The organism is Curtobacterium sp. HSID17257 (genome assembly GCF_003989515.1).
Classification (GTDB): Bacteria; Actinomycetota; Actinomycetes; order Actinomycetales; family Microbacteriaceae; genus Curtobacterium.
On sequence record NZ_RBLU01000038.1, the window covers coordinates 1 to 17,354 of the forward strand.

Genomic DNA, 17,354 nt, shown 5'->3' on the forward strand with positions numbered 1-17,354 from the left:
TCCGCCGAGCAGGACGCCCCCACCGAGCAGCCGACCCTCGCCGCCCCGGCGACCTCGCCGGCAGCCGACGCCGCCGCCGGACAGCAGGCGACGGAGCAGGCACCCGAGCAGACGACCGAGCAGGTCGCCGAGCCCCGCGGTCGCCGTTCGCGTCGTGCATCCTCGGCCGGCACGGTGAGCGCCGCGCCGACCTCGGCTGCCGAGCACACCAACCACGGCCACACCGGCACCGAGGACCTGCTCGCGGGTCTCGACCAGGTCCGCGCCGAGAAGGACGCCGAGGAGGCCGCGCAGTCCGGCCGTCGTCGCGGCCGTCGCGGTGGCCAGGACACGGCACAGCCGGCCCAGCAGGACGAGACGCAGCAGGACGCCAGCCAGGAGGCTCACGCGGCCTCGACCGAGCAGCCCACGTCCGCCCCGGAGCAGGACGACCAGGCCGACCAGCAGGGCGAGGGCGGCTCGCGCCGCGGTCGTCGCAGCCGTGGTCGCGGTCGTGGTCGCGGGCAGAACGCCGAGGGTGCCGAGCAGCAGAACGGCGGCCAGCAGAACGGCGGCCAGCAGAACGGCGGCCAGCAGGACGCCTCGCAGCAGAAGCAGGGCGGCAAGCAGGACGAGCAGAAGTCCGGCGACGCCAAGCAGGACGACCGCCAGCAGAACGGTCAGCAGAAGCAGAACGGCCAGCAGCAGAACGGCCAGCAGAAGCAGAACGGCCAGCAGCAGAACGGCCAGCACGGCGACGAGGCCGAGACCGGTCGCGGTCGTCGCCAGCGTGACCGCAAGCGCGGCCGTGGTGGCCAGAACGACGAGTTCGAGCCGGAGATCACCGAGGACGACGTCCTCATCCCGATCGCGGGCATCCTCGACGTCCTCGACAACTACGCCTTCGTCCGCACGACCGGTTACCTGCCGGGCCCGAGCGACGTCTACGTGTCCCTCGGCCAGGTGAAGAAGTACCACCTGCGCAAGGGCGACGCGATCGTCGGCGCCATCAAGCAGCCGCGTGACAACGAGCAGCAGGCGCGCCAGAAGTACAACGCGCTCGTCAAGGTGGACTCGGTCAACGGCCAGACCGCGGACGAGGCAGCAGCCCGCGTCGAGTTCCACGACCTGACCCCGCTGTACCCGAACGAGCGCCTCCGCCTCGAGACCGAGCCGGCGAAGCTCAGCACGCGCATCATCGACCTCGTCGCACCGATCGGCAAGGGTCAGCGTGGCCTCATCGTCTCGCCGCCCAAGGCCGGCAAGACCGTCGTGCTGCAGGCCATCGCCAACGCGATCGCCAAGAACAACCCCGAGGCGCACCTCATGGTCGTGCTCGTGGACGAGCGACCCGAAGAGGTCACCGACATGCAGCGTTCGGTGAAGGGCGAGGTCATCGCCTCGACCTTCGACCGTCCGGCCGAGGACCACACCACGGTCGCCGAGCTCGCCATCGAGCGCGCGAAGCGCCTGGTCGAGCTGGGCCACGACGTGGTCGTGCTCCTCGACTCGATCACCCGCCTCGGTCGCGCCTACAACCTGGCGACGCCGGCCTCGGGCCGCGTGCTGTCCGGCGGCGTCGACTCCGCTGCGCTGTACCCGCCGAAGCGCTTCTTCGGCGCCGCGCGCAACATCGAGGACGGCGGCTCGCTGACCATCCTCGCGACCGCGCTCGTCGAGACCGGCTCCAAGATGGACGAGGTCATCTTCGAGGAGTTCAAGGGCACCGGCAACATGGAGCTCCGCCTCAACCGGCACCTCGCCGACAAGCGGATCTTCCCGGCCGTCGACATCAACGCATCGGGCACGCGCCGCGAGGAGCAGCTGCTCTCCGCCGACGAGGTCAAGATCACGTGGCGGCTGCGTCGTGCCCTCGCCGGGCTCGACCCGCAGCAGGCGCTCGACGTCGTCCTCCGCAACCTCAAGGAGACGCAGTCGAACGTCGAGTTCCTGGTCCAGGTGCAGAAGTCGGTCCCCACGACCGGCGGTCGCCACGACGGCCACCAGGAGTAACGCGTGTTCGAGTCGGTAGCGGGGCTGCTGGCGGAACACGAGGACCTGACACAGCAGCTGTCGGACCCCGCGCTCCACGCCGATGCGGCCCGTGCCAAGAAGGTGAACCGGCGGTACGCCGAGCTGAGCCAGATCAAGGCGGCGTACGAGTCCTGGCAGGCGGCGGGGGAGGACCTCGCCGCCGCCCAGGAGCTCGCCCGCGAGGACGAGTCGTTCGCCGACGAGGTCCCCGCGCTCGAGGAGCAGCTGACGGAGCGCCAGGAGCGCCTCCGTCGGTTGCTCATCCCGCGCGACCCCGACGACGGCCGTGACGTCATCATGGAGATCAAGGGCGGCGAGGGCGGCGAGGAGTCCGCGCTGTTCGCCGCCGACCTCCTGCGCATGTACTCGCACTACGCCGAGGCGAAGGGCTGGAAGGTCGAGCTCCTCGAGCGGACCGAGTCCGACCTGGGCGGCTACAAGGACGTCCAGGTCGCGATCAAGTCGAACGCGACCGACCCGTCGCAGGGCGTCTGGGCGCACCTGAAGTACGAGGGCGGCGTGCACCGCGTGCAGCGCGTGCCGGCCACCGAGTCGCAGGGACGCATCCACACGTCGACCACCGGCGTGCTCGTCTTCCCCGAGGTGGACGAGCCCGAGGAGGTCCAGATCAACCAGAACGACCTCAAGATCGACGTCTACCGGTCGTCCGGCCCCGGTGGTCAGTCCGTCAACACCACCGACTCCGCGGTCCGCATCACCCACCTGCCCACGGGCATCACGGTGGCGATGCAGAACGAGAAGTCCCAGCTGCAGAACCGCGAGGCCGGCATGCGCGTCCTGCGCGCCCGCATCCTCGCCCGGCAGCAGGAGGAGCTCGACGCCATCGCCTCGGACGCGCGCAAGTCGCAGATCCGCGGCATGGACCGCTCGGAGCGCATCCGCACGTACAACTTCCCGGAGAACCGCATCGCGGACCACCGCACCGGGTACAAGGCGTACGACCTGGACCGCGTGATGAACGGTGCGCTCGAGCCCGTCGTCCGGTCTGCCATCCAGGCGGACGAAGAGGCACGCCTGGCCGCCATCGGCGACCAGGACGCGTGACCGACGGACCCACGGACGGACGGGAGGCCCTGGTCGCCCCCGTCCCGCCCGTCCCGTCCGCCGCGGATCGCCTGCTCGACCAGGCGACCGCGGCGCTCGTGGCGTCCGGCGTCCCGACGCCGCGCGTGGACGCCGAGCTGCTGCTCGCGTGGGCGACGGACACCTCCCGGGGCGCGGTGCAGGCGCGGGCGATGACCGGGGGAGCGATCGCCCCGGGACACGTCGAGCGCTTCCGCCACGCGGTCGCCCGCCGCGTCACGCGCGAACCGCTGCAGCACATCACCGGGCAGGCCCACTTCCGCGCGCTGACACTCGCGGTCGGACCGGGCGTGTTCGTGCCCCGGCCCGAGACCGAGGGCGTCGTGCAGTTCGGCATCGACGCGCTCCGGGCCACCGCGGTGCCGTCGCCCGTCGCGGTCGACCTGGGGTCCGGCAGCGGTGCGATCGCCATCGCGATGGACACCGAGGTGCCGAACGCCGTCGTGTACGCGGTGGAGCGGTCTCCCGAGGCACTGCCCTGGACCCGCCGCAACGTCGATGCCCACGGCGGCACGGTCCGGCTCGTCGAGGGTGACCTCGCCGACGCGCTCCCCGAGCTCGACGGCACGGTGTCGGTCGTGGTGTCCAACCCGCCGTACGTGCCCGACGACATGGTGCCCGTCGACCCGGAGGTCCGCGACCACGACCCGGCGCTCGCGCTGTACGGGGGAGCGGACGGCCTCGACGCCGTCCGGGCGCTCACCGAGACGGCCTGGCGGCTCCTCGTGCCGGGCGGGCTGCTCGTCGTCGAGCACGCCGAGCAGCAGGGCGCCGGTGTGCGCGACGTGATCGCGCGCCGGGGGTTCCGGTCCCCGGAGACGCACGTCGACCTGACGGGACGCGACCGCACGACCACCGCGACCCGCTAGGCGGAGCCGCCCGGCGCCTCCCGGCCGGCCTGCCGGTTCAGGCGGTGGCGACCCGCTCCTGGGCCGCGACGAAGGCGAGCACCGCCTCGCGCAGGTCGGTGTGCTCCTCGACCAGGACCGCGTGGATGCCGACACCGCGGGCCGCCTCGACGTTGACCGGCATGTCGTCGGCGAAGAACGTGCGCTCGGCCGGGACGCCGTGGTGGGCGAGGGCCCGCACGAACACCTCGGGCTCGGGCTTGCGCGCCCCGAAGTTGCTGGTCGTGTCGAGGTGGTCGCCGAAGAGCGGGGGCAGCGACGGCGCCCAGCGGCCGATCCACCGGCCGGCGAGCGGACCGTTGTTCGTGAGCAGGCCGACGCGCCCGTGCTCGGACGCGATGCGGACCGCCTCGACGCGCTCGGGCAGTTCCGTCATCGCCGCGCCGCGGATGCGGGCCCAGTCGGACTCGGGCACCGCGCACCCCATCGCCTCGGTGAAGGCGGCGAGGTAGGCGTCCCCGTCGGCGAAGTGTCCCGCCTCGGCGCGGGACTCGTGGCCGCGGTCCCACCAGCGTCGGCGGAGCTCCTCGAAGGAGTGCCCGGTGTACTCGCCGAGGGCCGCCATGCGGACCCGCCAGTCGTAGCGGACGAGCACGTCGTCCATGTCGAACAGGAACAGGAGTCGGGGCGCGGGCGTCTCGTTCACGATGCCGTCCATTGTGGCGCACTATCATCGTCGAGTCATGGCCTCCCGATACGACTGCACCGACCCCGACGGGCTCCTGACCGGGATGCGGCTCGCACGTGCCGCGCTCGGACGGGGAGAACTCGTCGTCGTCCCGACCGACACCGTGTACGGCGTCGCCGCGGACGCCTTCAGCGCGACCGCCGTCCAGCGCCTGCTCGACGCGAAGGGACGGACCCGCCAGTCGCCGCCCCCCGTGCTCATCCCCGGACCGCCGACGCTCGAGGCGCTGGCCACCGAGATCCCGCAGCAGGTGCGCGACCTCGTCGACGAGTTCTGGCCCGGTGGGCTGACCGTGATCCTGCGCGCGCAGCCGTCGCTCGACTGGGACCTGGGGGAGACCCGCGGGACCGTCGCGCTCCGCATGCCCGACTCGCGCATCGCCCTCGAACTGCTGCAGGAGGTCGGGCCGCTCGCGGTGTCGTCCGCGAACTCGACCGGCGCCCCGGCCGCGATGGACGTCGACCAGGCCGAGTCGATGCTCGGTGACAGCGTGTCCGTGTACCTCGACGGGGGACCCCTCGCGGTGCACCAGGGCTTCGCCGCCTCGACCGGGTCCACGATCGTCGACGCGACCGGCCTGTCGACCGGCGGGAAGTTGACCATCGTCCGGCACGGGGTGATCGCCGACGAGGACATCGTCCGGGTCGTCGGAGCCGACCTCGTCACGTGAAGTACTACCTGCTCGCCGGGGCCATCGCGGCCGTGGTGAGCTTCGTCTGCAGCTGGGCCGTGTGGAAGCTCGGTCTGCGCTACGGCTGGTACCCGAAGGTCCGCGAGCGCGACGTGCACCGCACGCCCACCCCGCGGCTCGGCGGGATCGCGATGTACCTCGGCGTGATCGTGTCGCTGCTGGCGGCGTGGTTCCTGTTCCCGTCGATCGCGGGCACCGACTACTTCCGACTGGTCTTCTCGGAGCCCGGGCGCGTGATCGCGGTGCTCGCGGGCGCCACGATCATCGTGGTGCTCGGGGTCGCGGACGACATCTGGGACCTCGACTGGATGACGAAGCTCGCCGGGCAGATCATCGCCGCGGGCATCCTGGCCTGGCAGGGCGTCGCGATCGTGTCCCTGCCGATCGGCAACACGCTCGGGGTCGGCTCGTCCTACATGAGCCTGATCTTCACCGTGCTCGCGGTGGTGCTCGTGATGAACGCGGTGAACTTCATCGACGGACTGGACGGCCTGGTCGCCGGCGTCGCGATCATCGCCGGCGGGGTGTTCTTCCTCTACACGTTCTTCATCAACCGGGTGGTCGTGCAGACGGAGTTCTTCTTCAACCTGCCGTCGTTGCTCACGGCGGTCCTGGTCGGTGCCTGCTGCGGCTTCCTCGTCCTCAACTGGCACCCGGCGAAGCTCTTCATGGGTGATGCGGGTGCGCTGCTCGTCGGGTTCCTGATGGCCACGAGCGCCGTCTCCGTCACCGGCAACATCGACCCCGCCGTCATCTCGACACGCCAGGCCCTGCTGCCGGCGTTCATCCCGATCCTGCTGCCCTTCGCGATCCTGATCGTGCCGATCCTCGACTTCGGGCTCGCCGTCACCCGGCGGCTGAGTGCGGGCAAGTCGCCGTTCTCGGCCGACCGGAAGCACCTGCACCACCGCCTGCTCGACATGGGACACTCGCACTTCCACGCGGTGCTCATCTTCTACGCGTGGACCGCCACCGTCGCCGTGGGGTGCCTGCTGTTCCTGTTCGTCGAGTGGTACTGGGTGGTCACCGTCGTCGCCGTGGGCTTCACGGTCTGCGCGATCGCCACCTTCGCCCCGCTCGGCCGGAAGCGCGCCGAGTTCGCCGCGCAGGCGGCCACCCGCTCGAACACCGTCGTCGACGCCAGCCTCGATCCGCTCGACCGCGCCGCCAACGACCGAACCATCCCGGGAGACCCCTCGTGACCGCACCGAACGCCCTCGACCACGTCCGGCCGGTGTTCCGCCGGATCCTCCTCTGGGCGGGCGTCCTCGCGGTCGCCCTGGCCGTCGTCGGGGGAGTCGTCGGACTCGTCGTCGCGGGGGCGCCCGGGCTCCTCGGGGGCCTGCTCGGCGCCGTGCTCAGCGTGGTGTTCCTCGGGCTCACCGCGGTCTCCGTGCTCGTGGCGCTGCGGGTGTCGAAGGGACAGATGATCTCCGGTGCCTTCTTCGGCATCGTGATGGGGACCTGGATCCTGAAGTTCGTGCTCTTCCTGGTCGTCCTCATCGCGCTGCGCAACCGTGCCTGGCTGGACTTCCCCGTGCTGGCCGTCGTCATCATCGTGGGTGTCGTCGGCTCGCTCGTGATCGACGTCGTCGCGGTCGCGAAGGCCCGCATCCCGATCGGTGTCTCCCTGCCCGGCGACGACGGGGGATCCGCGTCCGGCGGCTCCGCCACCGCTGGGAACGACACCCCCCGCCCCTGAGAGCCCGAGAAGCCTCTCGCACCTGATAGGCTTCTCGAAGTCCGCGTCCGGAGCCTCGCTCGGAGCGGACGAGCCTCCACAAAGTCCACCATCGCGTGCCGTGTGTGCGCGCGCCGACACAGGAGACAGCGCTGCTATCCCACGCTCTTCCCCTGTCCCTCACCGCCGCGGCCAACACCGTGGCGGCGGGGAGCAGCAAGGCCGCCGAATTCCATGGTCCGTCGATCAACGAGTTCTTCCCGGACCCGATCTTCTTCGCCGGGACCCCGATCGAGATGGACCGCATCGTCCTCATCCGCTTGTTCGCGGTGGCCGTGCTGCTCGTCTTCGCGTTCGTCGGGACGCGCGCGCTGAAGCTGGTCCCGAACCGCGGACAGGCCTTCATCGAGTACGCGTTCGACGTCGTCCGTCGCAACACCTTCGACAACCTCGGTGAGAAGGACGGCAAGCGCTTCCTGCCGCTCCTGGCCACCATCTTCTTCGGTGTGCTCTTCATGAACCTGACGGGTCTGATCCCGTTCATGAACATCGCCGGTACCAGCCGCATCGCGATGCCGATGATCCTCGCGATCGTCGCCTACGTCGCGTTCATCTACGCGGGTCTGCGCAAGCACCCGGGCACGTTCCTCCGCAACGCGCTCTTCCCGCCCGGAGTGCCGTGGTACCTCTACATCATCGTGACGCCGATCGAGCTCGTCTCGACCTTCGTGCTCCGTCCGGTGACGCTGACGCTGCGACTCCTCATGAACATGGTCGTGGGTCACCTCCTCCTGGTGCTCTTCTTCTCGGCCACCTGGTTCTTCTTCTTCGACGCCGAGAGCCTCTTCAAGCTCTTCGGTGTCGGGACCCTGGCGTTCGGCATCGCGTTCAGCTTCTTCGAGATCCTCGTCGCGCTGCTGCAGGCGTACGTCTTCATGCTGCTGACCGCTGTGTACATCCAGCTCGCGCTGGCTGACGAGCACTGACCTACTGACCCCCATACGGCACGACATCCGTCGGGCCGCACTCGAAAGGAAAACACGTGGACGCAACGACCGTTCTCGCGGAGATCAACGGCAACATCGCAACGGTTGGCTACGGCCTCGCCGCGATCGGTCCGGCCATCGGCGTGGGCATCGTCGTCGGCAAGACGATCGAGTCCGTCGCTCGCCAGCCGGAGCTCCAGGGCCGTCTGACGACCCTCATGTACATCGGTATCGCCTTCACGGAGGCCCTGGCCTTCATCGGTATCGCGACGTACTTCATCTTCACCAACTAAGGCTTCTCGATGCAGACTGCACTCATCATCGCGGCGGAGGAGACCCACAATCCGCTGATCCCACCGGTGTACGACATCGTGTGGTCCGCGGTGGCCTTCGTCATCATCTTCCTCGTGATGTGGCGCGTCGTGACGCCGCGCATCACGAAGATGCTCGATGAGCGCACCGAGGCCATCGAGGGTGGCATCAAGAAGGCGGAGGCCGCTCAGGAGCAGGCCGCCGCTGCACTCGACGAGTACAACAAGCAGCTCGCGGACGCGCGTGCCGAGGCCTCGCGCATCCGTGAGCAGGCCCGTGCCGACGCGACCGCGATCGGCAACGAGGTCCGCGAGCAGGCGCAGGCCGATGCAGCACGCATCACCGCCAACGCAGAGGCGCAGATCGAGGCCGAGCGGCAGAGCGCGCTCCAGTCGCTGCGGAGCGAGGTGGGCACCCTCGCCCTCGACCTCGCCTCCGGTGTGATCGGCGAGTCCCTCAAGGACGACCAGAAGTCGGCTGCGGTCGTCGACCGCTTCATCGCCGACCTCGAGGCGTCCCAGGGCCAGACGGCCGGGGAGCGCTGAGCATGCGGAGCGCCACCCGGTCCGCACTCTCGTCCACGCGAGCGGTCCTCGCTGACCTCGGCGGGTCTGTCGACCTCGCTGCGGGCATCGAGATCCTCGCCGCCGGACGTGCGATCGCCGGGGCGCCCCAGCTGCTCGGGCTGCTCGCCGACCCGACCGCTGACGTGATCGGCAAGAAGTCGGTCGTCGACCGGGTCTTCGCCGGACAGTCCGATGTCACGCGTGCGGTCCTGACCGCGGTGGCCGGCTCGCGCTGGTCCTCGCAGCAGGACCTGCTCGCCGGCATCGAGGACGCGGGCATCCGCGCCGTCGCCGGCACCGCGTCGTCGGAGACGTCGATCGAGGCCGAGCTGTTCTCCTTCGAGACGGCGGTCCGTTCGGACGCCGCGCTCGAGCTGGCGCTGGGCACCAAGCTCGGCAGCCCGTCGGAGAAGGGCGCGCTCGTCCAGCGTCTCGTCGGGGCCAAGGTCTCGCCGCAGACCACCGCGATCCTGGAGCACCTCGTGCAGCAGCCCCGTGGCCGCCGCATCGGTGAGATCGTCCGCGATGCCTCGCGCATCGTGGCCGACCAGGCCGGCAAGGTCGTCGCGACGGTCATCACGGCCTCCCCGCTCTCCGACGGCCAGGCGGCCCGCGTCGCCCGCGGCATCGCGGAGCGCTACGGCAAGGACGTCAGCGTGAACCAGGTCGTCGACCCTGCGGTCGTCGGCGGGGTCCGCGTGCAGGTCGGTGGCGACGTCATCGACGGCACCGTGTCCACGCGCCTGTCGGAGCTCCGGCTCCAGCTGGCCGGCTGAGCGTACGGTCGAAGCCGACTCCTCCAAGTCCACAACGGGAACTGTCCCTCGCCGGGGCAGCATCACCCTCTCGGAGCCGAAGGGCCCCGGAAACCAACAAGGAAAATCCCATGGCAGACATCACCATCAGCCCCGATGAGATCCGTGATGCCCTGAAGGACTTCGTCTCGAACTACGAGCCGACGAAGGCCTCCACGGCCGAGGTCGGGCACGTCACCGACGCCGGTGACGGCATCGCACACGTCGAGGGCCTCCCCGGCGTCATGGCGAACGAGCTCATCCGCTTCGAGGACGGGACCCTCGGTCTCGCGCAGAACCTCGACGAGGACGAGATCGGCGCCATCGTGCTCGGCGAGTTCGGCGGCGTCGAAGAGGGCCAGGAAGTCACCCGCACCGGTGAGGTCCTCTCGGCCCCCGTCGGCGACGGCTTCCTCGGTCGCGTCGTCGACCCGCTCGGCAACCCGATCGACGGTCTCGGCGAGATCCAGGCCGAGGGCCGCCGCGCCCTCGAGCTCCAGGCTCCGGGCGTCATGTCCCGCAAGTCGGTCCACGAGCCGCTCCAGACCGGCATCAAGGCCATCGACGCGATGATCCCCGTCGGCCGCGGTCAGCGTCAGCTGATCATCGGCGACCGCCAGACCGGCAAGACGGCCATCGCGATCGACACGATCATCAACCAGAAGGCCAACTGGGAGTCGGGCGACGAGGACAAGCAGGTCCGCTGCATCTACGTCGCGATCGGCCAGAAGGGCTCCACGATCGCCTCCGTCAAGGGTGCGCTCGAGGACGCCGGCGCGATGGAGTACACCACCATCGTCGCCGCCCCGGCCTCCGACCCGGCCGGCTTCAAGTACCTCGCCCCGTACACCGGTTCGGCCATCGGCCAGCACTGGATGTACGGCGGCAAGCACGTCCTGATCATCTTCGACGACCTGTCGAAGCAGGCCGAGGCCTACCGTGCGGTGTCGCTCCTCCTGCGTCGTCCGCCGGGCCGCGAGGCCTACCCGGGTGACGTCTTCTACCTGCACTCCCGTCTGCTGGAGCGTTGCGCGAAGCTGTCCGACGACCTCGGCGCCGGTTCGATGACGGGTCTCCCGATCATCGAGACCAAGGCGAACGACGTCTCGGCCTACATCCCGACCAACGTGATCTCGATCACCGACGGCCAGATCTTCCTGCAGTCGGACCTGTTCAACGCGAACCAGCGTCCGGCCGTCGACGTGGGCATCTCGGTGTCCCGCGTGGGTGGTGACGCACAGGTCAAGTCGATCAAGAAGGTCTCCGGCACGCTCAAGCTCGAGCTCGCGCAGTACCGCTCGCTCGAGGCGTTCGCGATGTTCGCGTCCGACCTCGACCAGGCGTCGCGCCGTCAGCTCGACCGCGGTGCCCGCCTGACCGAGCTCCTCAAGCAGCCGCAGTACTCGCCGTACCCGGTCGAGGAGCAGGTCGTCTCCATCTGGGCCGGCACGAACGGCAAGCTCGACGAGGTGCCCGTCCCCGACGTGCTCCGCTTCGAGGCCGAGCTGCTCGAGCACCTGCGCCGCAACTCCGACGTGCTCACCACGCTCCGCGAGACGAACCAGCTCAGCGACGACACCGTCGCCGCGATGGACCGCGAGATCGACGCGTTCAAGAAGGGCTTCCAGACGAGCGACGGCAAGACGCTCGGCTCGGAGCAGTTCGACGCGGCGGACGCCGAGGACGTCGACCAGGAGCAGATCGTCAAGGGTCGTCGCTAGATGGCGGCACAGGTCCGGGTCTACCGACAGCGCATCAAGTCGGCGAAGACCACGAAGAAGGTCACTCGCGCGATGGAGCTGATCTCGGCGTCGCGGATCCAGAAGGCGCAGGCTCGCATGGCCGCGTCCGGCCCGTACTCGCGGGCCGTGACGCGGGCCGTGTCGGCCGTGGCGACGTTCTCGAACGTCGACCACGTGCTGACCACGGAGCCCGAGTCGTCGACGCGTGCCGCGGTCGTGCTGTTCACGTCCGACCGCGGTCTGAACGGCGCGTTCAGCACCAACGTCCTCAAGCAGGGCGAGGAGCTCGCCTCCCTGCTCCGCAGCGAGGGCAAGGAGGTCGTGTTCTACCTCGTCGGCCGCAAGTCGGTCGGGTACTTCGCGTTCCGCGAGCGTCCGTCCGAGCGGCAGTGGATCGGTGGGACCGACCAGCCGGAGTTCTCGACCGCCAAGGAGATCGGCGACGCCGTCGTCTCGAAGTTCCTCCAGGACACGGCGGAGGGCGGCGTGGACGAGATCCACATCGTCTTCAACCGGTTCATCAGCCTGGCGACCCAGGAGCCGCAGGTCGTGCGCCTGCTCCCGCTCGAGGTCGTCGATGGTGTGGAGGAGCCGTCCGACGGTGAGCCCCTGCCGCTGTACGAGTTCGAGCCCGACGCCGACGCCGTCCTCGACGCGCTGCTCCCTGTCTACATCGAGAGCCGCATCTTCAACGCCATGCTGCAGTCGGCTGCCTCCGAGCACGCCGCCCGCCAGAAGGCGATGAAGTCCGCGAGCGACAACGCCGACTCGCTCATCAACGAGTTCACCCGGCTCGCGAACAACGCGCGTCAGGCCGAGATCACCCAGCAGATCTCCGAGATCGTCGGCGGCGCCGACGCCCTCTCGTCGAAGAAGAAGTAGTCCGCGAACGTTCGCGGACAGACACCACCCCTCAGGAAGGCACACGCCATGACCGACACCGCCACCACCGCGGTCGAGACGTCGTCGGCGCCCGGTGTCGGACGGATCGCCCGTGTCACGGGTCCCGTCGTCGACATCGAGTTCCCGCACGACGCCATCCCCGACATCTACAGCCTGCTGTTCACGACCATCACCATCGGTGACTCGTCGCAGGAGATCGGCCTCGAGGTCGCGCAGCACCTCGGCGACGACCTGGTCCGCGCCATCTCGCTGAAGCCGACCGACGGTCTCGTCCGCGGTCAGGAGGTCCGTGACTCGGGCGCCCCGATCTCGGTCCCCGTCGGCGACGTCACCAAGGGCAAGGTCTTCGACGTGCTCGGCAACGTGCTGAACACCGACGAGAAGCTCGAGATCACCGAGCGCTGGCCGATCCACCGCAAGGCCCCGGCCTTCGACCAGCTCGAGTCGAAGACCTCCATGTTCGAGACCGGCATCAAGTCGATCGACCTCCTCACCCCGTACGTGCAGGGTGGCAAGATCGGCCTCTTCGGTGGTGCGGGCGTCGGCAAGACGGTCCTCATCCAGGAGATGATCCAGCGCGTCGCGCAGGACCACGGTGGTGTGTCGGTGTTCGCCGGTGTCGGCGAGCGCACCCGTGAGGGCAACGACCTCATCGGCGAGATGGAAGAGGCGGGTGTCTTCGACAAGACCGCCCTTGTGTTCGGCCAGATGGACGAGCCGCCGGGAACGCGTCTGCGCGTGGCCCTGTCGGCGCTGACGATGGCGGAGTACTTCCGCGACGTCCAGAAGCAGGACGTGCTCCTCTTCATCGACAACATCTTCCGCTTCACGCAGGCCGGTTCCGAGGTCTCCACGCTGCTCGGCCGCATGCCGTCCGCGGTGGGCTACCAGCCGAACCTCGCCGACGAGATGGGTGTGCTCCAGGAGCGCATCACCTCGACGCGTGGTCACTCGATCACCTCGCTGCAGGCGATCTACGTCCCGGCCGACGACTACACCGACCCGGCGCCGGCGACCACGTTCGCGCACCTCGACGCCACGACCGAGCTCTCCCGTGAGATCGCGTCGCAGGGTCTGTACCCGGCCATCGACCCGCTGACCTCCACGTCGCGGATCATGGACCCCCGGTACCTGGGCGCCGACCACTACGAGACCGCGACTCGCGTCAAGCAGATCCTGCAGAAGAACAAGGAGCTGCAGGAGATCATCGCGATCCTCGGTGTCGACGAGCTCTCCGAAGAGGACAAGATCACGGTCGAGCGCGCTCGTCGTATCCAGCAGTTCCTCTCGCAGAACACCTACATGGCCAAGAAGTTCACGGGTGTCGAGGGTTCGACGGTCCCGCTCAAGGACACCATCGAGTCCTTCCGCGCGATCGCCGACGGCGAGTTCGACCACGTGGCCACGCAGGCCTTCTTCAACGTCGGTGGCATCAACGACGTCGAAGAGAAGTGGGCGCAGATCCAGAAGGAGAACCGCTGACATGGCGGCACTCACCGTGAGCGTCGTCTCGGCGGACCGTGAGGTCTGGACGGGCGACGCCACCATGGTCGTCGCACGGACGACGGAAGGCCAGATCGGCATCCTCGCGGGGCACGAGCCGTTGCTCGCCACCCTCGCGCAGGGCCAGGTCCGCATCACCCGGGCCGACGGCTCGACGGTGACGGCGGACGCCGAGGACGGCTTCCTGTCGGTCGAGCACGACACGGTCACGATCGTGGCGCGGCAGGCCGCGCTGGCGTCCTGACCGGGCTGACCGTCCTCCTCCCGCCGTCCGAGACGAAGCGGGAGGGCGGGGACCCGGCACGCACCCTCGACCTGGGTGCGCTGTCCTTCCCGGAACTGTCCGACGAGCGGGCCGCGGTGATCACCGCGGCCCGCTCCGTCAGTTCCGAGGAGTCCACGGCACGGACGGCTCTGAAGCTCGGCCCGAGGTCGGTGGCCGAGCGCCTCCGCAACCTCGAGCTCGACACCGCGCCGACGCTGCCGGCGATCGAGCGGTACACGGGCGTGCTCTACGACCCGCTCGACGCCCCCGGGGCGGACGACGCGACGCGGCGGTGGTGGACGGACCACGTCGTGGTGCAGTCCGCGATGTTCGGCCCGATCGGAGCCGGCGACCGGATCCCCGCCTACCGGCTCTCGCACGACGCGAAGCTGGGCGCGCTGCGACTCACGAAGCACTGGCCCGGACCGTCGGCCGGTGCGCTCGGTCAGCGCGCCGACGGTCTCGTGCTCGACCTGCGATCCGAGGGCTACCGTGCCCTCGGGCCGGTGCGTGACGCGGTCACGCTCCGTGTGGTGAGCGTCGACGACGGCGGACGCCGCCGGGCGCTCAACCACTGGAACAAGACCGCGAAGGGGCGGCTGACCGCGCTCCTCGCGCGGACCGGTGCCGAGGTCGGCGACACCGCGGGTCTGCTGCGGTGGGCGGCTGCGCACGGCGTGGCGATCGAGCGCACGGACGACGGCTGGGACCTGGTGGCGGAGAGCCTCGAGGTCGCGCGGGTCTGAGTCGCGGTCGGTCGCTGATCGGTGCCGGTCGGTCCTGCACAGCGGTGGTCGAGGGCGGCCCCGTCCACAGGCGGCACGGATGGGACGGTCTGGAGGCGCTGCTCCCGTCACGATCTCGTGCATGACCTCCACGAGACACCGACACCAGCCCACCCAGCTGCGCTACCCGCGGGAGATCGCCGCCGCGGTCACCCTGCGCGCCGCCTGCGCAGCCCTCGTCGCTCCGTCGCCGGACGGCGACGCGGTCGTGGCAGACGCGCTCGCGCGTCCGCAGGCCGTCGCCGTCGTGACGGCCTGCGGCGCACTCGCGACCCGCTTCGCGTTGGTCGGCTTCCTCGCCGCCCGCGGTCGCCCGGACCCCGGGACGGTCGTCCCGTTCGACCCGTTCCGCGATCCCACCCCGCCAGCGCTCGGCGGGTCGGGCCCGGAGCCGGACCGCGCGCGACTCCGGCTGGCGGGCGATCGGTGCGCCGCTGCCTGGCGGACGTGGCGTGCCGACGGCGCGGTCGGGGGAGACGTGGCGGTCGGTGCGGCGGGCGCGCTCGCCATGGGTGCATGGTGCGCCTGGGCGCTCGGATCGTCCGCGCGGGCCGAGGTCCGGGCGCGGCACGCCCTGGACACTCGCCCGGACGACCCCTTCGGGTGGTTGGTCCTCCGCGCCGTCCGCTCCGGTCACGGACCAGCGTGGGGAACGCCCACGGGGTCGACCGGATCGTCTACGGTGGGATGACCATGGAGCGGGAACCGGTGCACGACGACGACACGGTGGCCCGTGCGCATCCCGGCACCGGACCCACCGGCGTCGTCGCGTCCGACGTCCGACCGACGGGCAGCGGGCCTGCCGCGGATCCGGCCGAGGTCCTCGACGAGGACCCGTACGGAGCGACGGTGATCCGGCCGGCCCGCGGGGTCCGATCGGCCACCGGACCTGCCGAGGACGACACGGTGCTCCGCGTCCGTCCCGGCGGCGCGGGTCCCGCGGCAGCGCCGGAGCGGGCGTCGCCGGCTGCGGCACCACCGCGTTCGGACGACGGCTCGGTCCGTCGGCGGACCCCGTCCGTGCGCATCGGCGGCCGGGTCGTCCGGCTCGACCGACCGCTGGTGGTGGGCCGTCGACCTGCTGCGCCACGCGTCGTCCTCGACGACGGTCCGGTCCTCGTGCCCGTGCCGTCGCCGAGCGATCAGGTGTCGTCGTCGCACGTGCTCCTGCACGCCGCCGGCGAGGCCGCCGTGGTCGAGGACCTCCGGTCCACGAACGGCACCGTCGTCAGGCCCCCGGGCGGCGCGCCGTTCCGGATGGCCGCGGGTGCGTCGATCGTCGTCCTGACGGGTACGCTCGTCGAGATCGGTGACGGCAACGTCATCGAGGTCCTGTCGCCGCACCTCCGGGTCGGTCCGGACGACGGCCTCCCACCGTTCCCGCCGGCCCCGTGACGGACCGACCGTCCGGCACGCCCCTCCACTCCCAGAGAGCGATCCTGAAACCGTGACCGAACTCGGCCGAGCTGCCACCGAGCACGCCATCGACGTCCCCGGCGCAGCCGGCACCCCCCTGACGCTCTCCTGGGGAGCAGCGACCGACGTCGGCCGACGTCGCGACCACAACGAGGACAGCTACCTCGTCGGTGCGCCCTTCTTCGTCGTCGCCGACGGCATGGGCGGGCACCTGGCGGGTGACCGGGCGAGCGACGCGGTCGTCCGGCGGCTCGACCAGGTCACGACCGGCGAGTTCACCAGCCGTCAGGACATCCAGCGGGCCCTGCTGCTCGCCACGGCCGACATCGAGCGGGCGGCCGGTGGCAACGCCCTCGGTGCCGGCACCACCGTGACCGGCGTTGCGCTCGTCGCGACCCACGGACAGCCGGCTGCGCTCGTGTTCAACGTCGGCGACTCCCGCACCTACCGGATCGAGTCCGGCGCACTGCGGCGGGTGACCGTGGACCACTCGGTCGTGCAGGAGATGGTCGACGCCGGGCTGCTCCGGGCGGAGGACGCCGAACAGCACCCGGACAGCAACGTCATCACCCGGGCGGTCGGCTTCGGGGAGCCGCCGGAGCCCGACTGGTGGACGCTGCCGCTGCGCGCCGGCGACCGCTACGTGGTGTGCTCCGACGGGCTCACGAAGGAACTCGGCGACGTCGGCATCGCCCGGATCGCCGCGCGGGTGCCGACGGCACAGGCGCTGGCCGAGCGGCTGGTCGGGGACGCAGTCGTCGCCGGCGGGCGCGACAACGTCACGGTCGTGGTCGTGCAGGTCGACGGTGCGCCCGAGGACCCCGACGTCGAGGACACGCTGCCGCGACTCTGAACGCGCTCGGCCACGGTCGTCGTGCCCCCCGAAGTGGGGGACGGGTGCCGTCCACAGTGGTGCCAGCGGGTCCCGGGCGGCGAGCCCGCTTTCGTAGAATGACCTGGCCGCGAGGAACGCCGAGGGCCGGCCGGGGGGCCGGGG

At 70.5% G+C, this 17,354-nt stretch carries 19 protein-coding genes; 18 read left to right on the forward strand and 1 reads right to left on the reverse strand.

What is annotated here, in order from left to right:
* From rho to prmC, 3 genes are all read left to right on the forward strand, one after another.
* Positions 1-1,992: transcription termination factor Rho (gene rho / locus D8M35_RS08130; RefSeq protein WP_238638149.1), on the forward strand; the 1,992-nt coding region annotated here is incomplete at its 5' end.
* Positions 1,993-1,995: 3 nt separating this feature from the next.
* Entirely contained in the window at positions 1,996-3,078 is a 1,083-nt protein-coding gene (gene prfA / locus D8M35_RS08135; protein WP_126891401.1) for a peptide chain release factor 1, read from the forward strand.
* A 71-nt stretch (positions 3,079-3,149) separates the two neighbouring features.
* Positions 3,150-3,986: a peptide chain release factor N(5)-glutamine methyltransferase gene (gene prmC / locus D8M35_RS08140; protein ID WP_238638151.1), complete on the forward strand. Its 837-nt coding sequence runs from the start codon at positions 3,150-3,152 to the stop codon at positions 3,984-3,986.
* A gap of 37 nt (positions 3,987-4,023) precedes the next feature.
* Here the strand turns inward: prmC and D8M35_RS08145 are convergent, their stop codons facing one another.
* Complete coding sequence (locus D8M35_RS08145) at positions 4,024-4,671, reverse strand: HAD family phosphatase (RefSeq protein WP_161972624.1); 648 nt, start codon at positions 4,669-4,671, stop codon at positions 4,024-4,026.
* Between the two features lie 37 nt (positions 4,672-4,708).
* On the opposite strand from D8M35_RS08145, the gene D8M35_RS08150 reads away from it, so the two are divergent.
* The 15 genes from D8M35_RS08150 to D8M35_RS08215 all read left to right on the forward strand — a co-directional run bounded on the left by D8M35_RS08150 (position 4,709) and on the right by D8M35_RS08215 (position 17,210).
* The gene (locus D8M35_RS08150; protein WP_126891403.1) at positions 4,709-5,383 is read left to right on the forward strand and encodes an L-threonylcarbamoyladenylate synthase; all 675 of its coding nucleotides are present in this window, start codon (positions 4,709-4,711) and stop codon (positions 5,381-5,383) included.
* Positions 5,380-6,606, forward strand: coding sequence for an MraY family glycosyltransferase (locus D8M35_RS08155; protein ID WP_126891404.1), 1,227 nt, complete (start codon positions 5,380-5,382; stop codon positions 6,604-6,606). The genes D8M35_RS08150 and D8M35_RS08155 overlap by 4 nt, the downstream gene beginning before the upstream one ends.
* Positions 6,603-7,106: a hypothetical protein gene (locus tag D8M35_RS08160; RefSeq protein ID WP_126891405.1), complete on the forward strand. Its 504-nt coding sequence runs from the start codon at positions 6,603-6,605 to the stop codon at positions 7,104-7,106. The genes D8M35_RS08155 and D8M35_RS08160 overlap by 4 nt, the downstream gene beginning before the upstream one ends.
* A 179-nt stretch (positions 7,107-7,285) precedes the next feature.
* Entirely contained in the window at positions 7,286-8,071 is a 786-nt protein-coding gene (atpB, locus tag D8M35_RS08165; protein ID WP_111226179.1) for a F0F1 ATP synthase subunit A, read from the forward strand.
* A 56-nt stretch (positions 8,072-8,127) separates the two neighbouring features.
* Positions 8,128-8,364, forward strand: coding sequence for an ATP synthase F0 subunit C (gene atpE, locus D8M35_RS08170; protein WP_027465781.1), 237 nt, complete (start codon positions 8,128-8,130; stop codon positions 8,362-8,364).
* Positions 8,365-8,373: 9 nt separating this feature from the next.
* Complete coding sequence (locus D8M35_RS08175; RefSeq protein WP_126891406.1) at positions 8,374-8,928, forward strand: F0F1 ATP synthase subunit B; 555 nt, start codon at positions 8,374-8,376, stop codon at positions 8,926-8,928.
* A gap of 2 nt (positions 8,929-8,930) precedes the next feature.
* Positions 8,931-9,725, forward strand: a complete 795-nt coding sequence (locus D8M35_RS08180) for a F0F1 ATP synthase subunit delta (RefSeq protein ID WP_126891407.1) — start codon at positions 8,931-8,933, stop codon at positions 9,723-9,725.
* Between the two features lie 110 nt (positions 9,726-9,835).
* Complete coding sequence (atpA, locus tag D8M35_RS08185) at positions 9,836-11,464, forward strand: F0F1 ATP synthase subunit alpha (RefSeq protein WP_126891408.1); 1,629 nt, start codon at positions 9,836-9,838, stop codon at positions 11,462-11,464.
* The gene (locus tag D8M35_RS08190; RefSeq protein ID WP_126891409.1) at positions 11,465-12,367 is read left to right on the forward strand and encodes a F0F1 ATP synthase subunit gamma; all 903 of its coding nucleotides are present in this window, start codon (positions 11,465-11,467) and stop codon (positions 12,365-12,367) included.
* A gap of 48 nt (positions 12,368-12,415) precedes the next feature.
* Positions 12,416-13,870 carry a F0F1 ATP synthase subunit beta gene (atpD, locus tag D8M35_RS08195; RefSeq protein WP_126891410.1) on the forward strand — a complete coding sequence of 485 codons (1,455 nt, stop codon included), beginning with the start codon at positions 12,416-12,418 and terminating at the stop codon, positions 13,868-13,870.
* A gap of 1 nt (position 13,871) precedes the next feature.
* Positions 13,872-14,135: a F0F1 ATP synthase subunit epsilon gene (locus tag D8M35_RS08200; protein ID WP_058729238.1), complete on the forward strand. Its 264-nt coding sequence runs from the start codon at positions 13,872-13,874 to the stop codon at positions 14,133-14,135.
* A 5-nt stretch (positions 14,136-14,140) separates the two neighbouring features.
* Entirely contained in the window at positions 14,141-14,902 is a 762-nt protein-coding gene (locus D8M35_RS08205) for a YaaA family protein (protein WP_126891411.1), read from the forward strand.
* Positions 14,903-15,023: 121 nt separating this feature from the next.
* A complete protein-coding gene (locus D8M35_RS16575; protein ID WP_161972625.1) occupies positions 15,024-15,632 on the forward strand; it encodes a hypothetical protein in 609 nt (202 codons plus the stop codon).
* A 2-nt stretch (positions 15,633-15,634) separates the two neighbouring features.
* Positions 15,635-16,336, forward strand: a complete 702-nt coding sequence (locus D8M35_RS08210; RefSeq protein WP_161972626.1) for an FHA domain-containing protein — start codon at positions 15,635-15,637, stop codon at positions 16,334-16,336.
* Positions 16,337-16,388: 52 nt separating this feature from the next.
* Positions 16,389-17,210 (forward strand): PP2C family serine/threonine-protein phosphatase, encoded by an 822-nt coding sequence (locus tag D8M35_RS08215; RefSeq protein WP_238638150.1) that lies wholly within the window; start codon positions 16,389-16,391, stop codon positions 17,208-17,210.
* Positions 17,211-17,354: the final 144 nt, after the last annotated feature.

Excerpts from the sequence above, each read along its gene's own strand:
- D8M35_RS08150 (WP_126891403.1), top strand. The coding sequence starts at position 4,709 with ATGGCCTCCCGATACGACTGCACCGACCCCGACGGGCTCCTGACCGGG.
- D8M35_RS08175 (WP_126891406.1), top strand. The coding sequence starts at position 8,374 with ATGCAGACTGCACTCATCATCGCGGCGGAGGAGACCCACAATCCGCTG.
- D8M35_RS08180 (WP_126891407.1), top strand. The coding sequence starts at position 8,931 with ATGCGGAGCGCCACCCGGTCCGCACTCTCGTCCACGCGAGCGGTCCTC.
- atpA (WP_126891408.1), top strand. The coding sequence starts at position 9,836 with ATGGCAGACATCACCATCAGCCCCGATGAGATCCGTGATGCCCTGAAG.
- D8M35_RS08190 (WP_126891409.1), top strand. The coding sequence starts at position 11,465 with ATGGCGGCACAGGTCCGGGTCTACCGACAGCGCATCAAGTCGGCGAAG.
- atpD (WP_126891410.1), top strand. The coding sequence starts at position 12,416 with ATGACCGACACCGCCACCACCGCGGTCGAGACGTCGTCGGCGCCCGGT.
- D8M35_RS08200 (WP_058729238.1), top strand. The coding sequence starts at position 13,872 with ATGGCGGCACTCACCGTGAGCGTCGTCTCGGCGGACCGTGAGGTCTGG.
- D8M35_RS16575 (WP_161972625.1), top strand. The coding sequence starts at position 15,024 with ATGACCTCCACGAGACACCGACACCAGCCCACCCAGCTGCGCTACCCG.
- D8M35_RS08210 (WP_161972626.1), top strand. The coding sequence starts at position 15,635 with ATGGAGCGGGAACCGGTGCACGACGACGACACGGTGGCCCGTGCGCAT.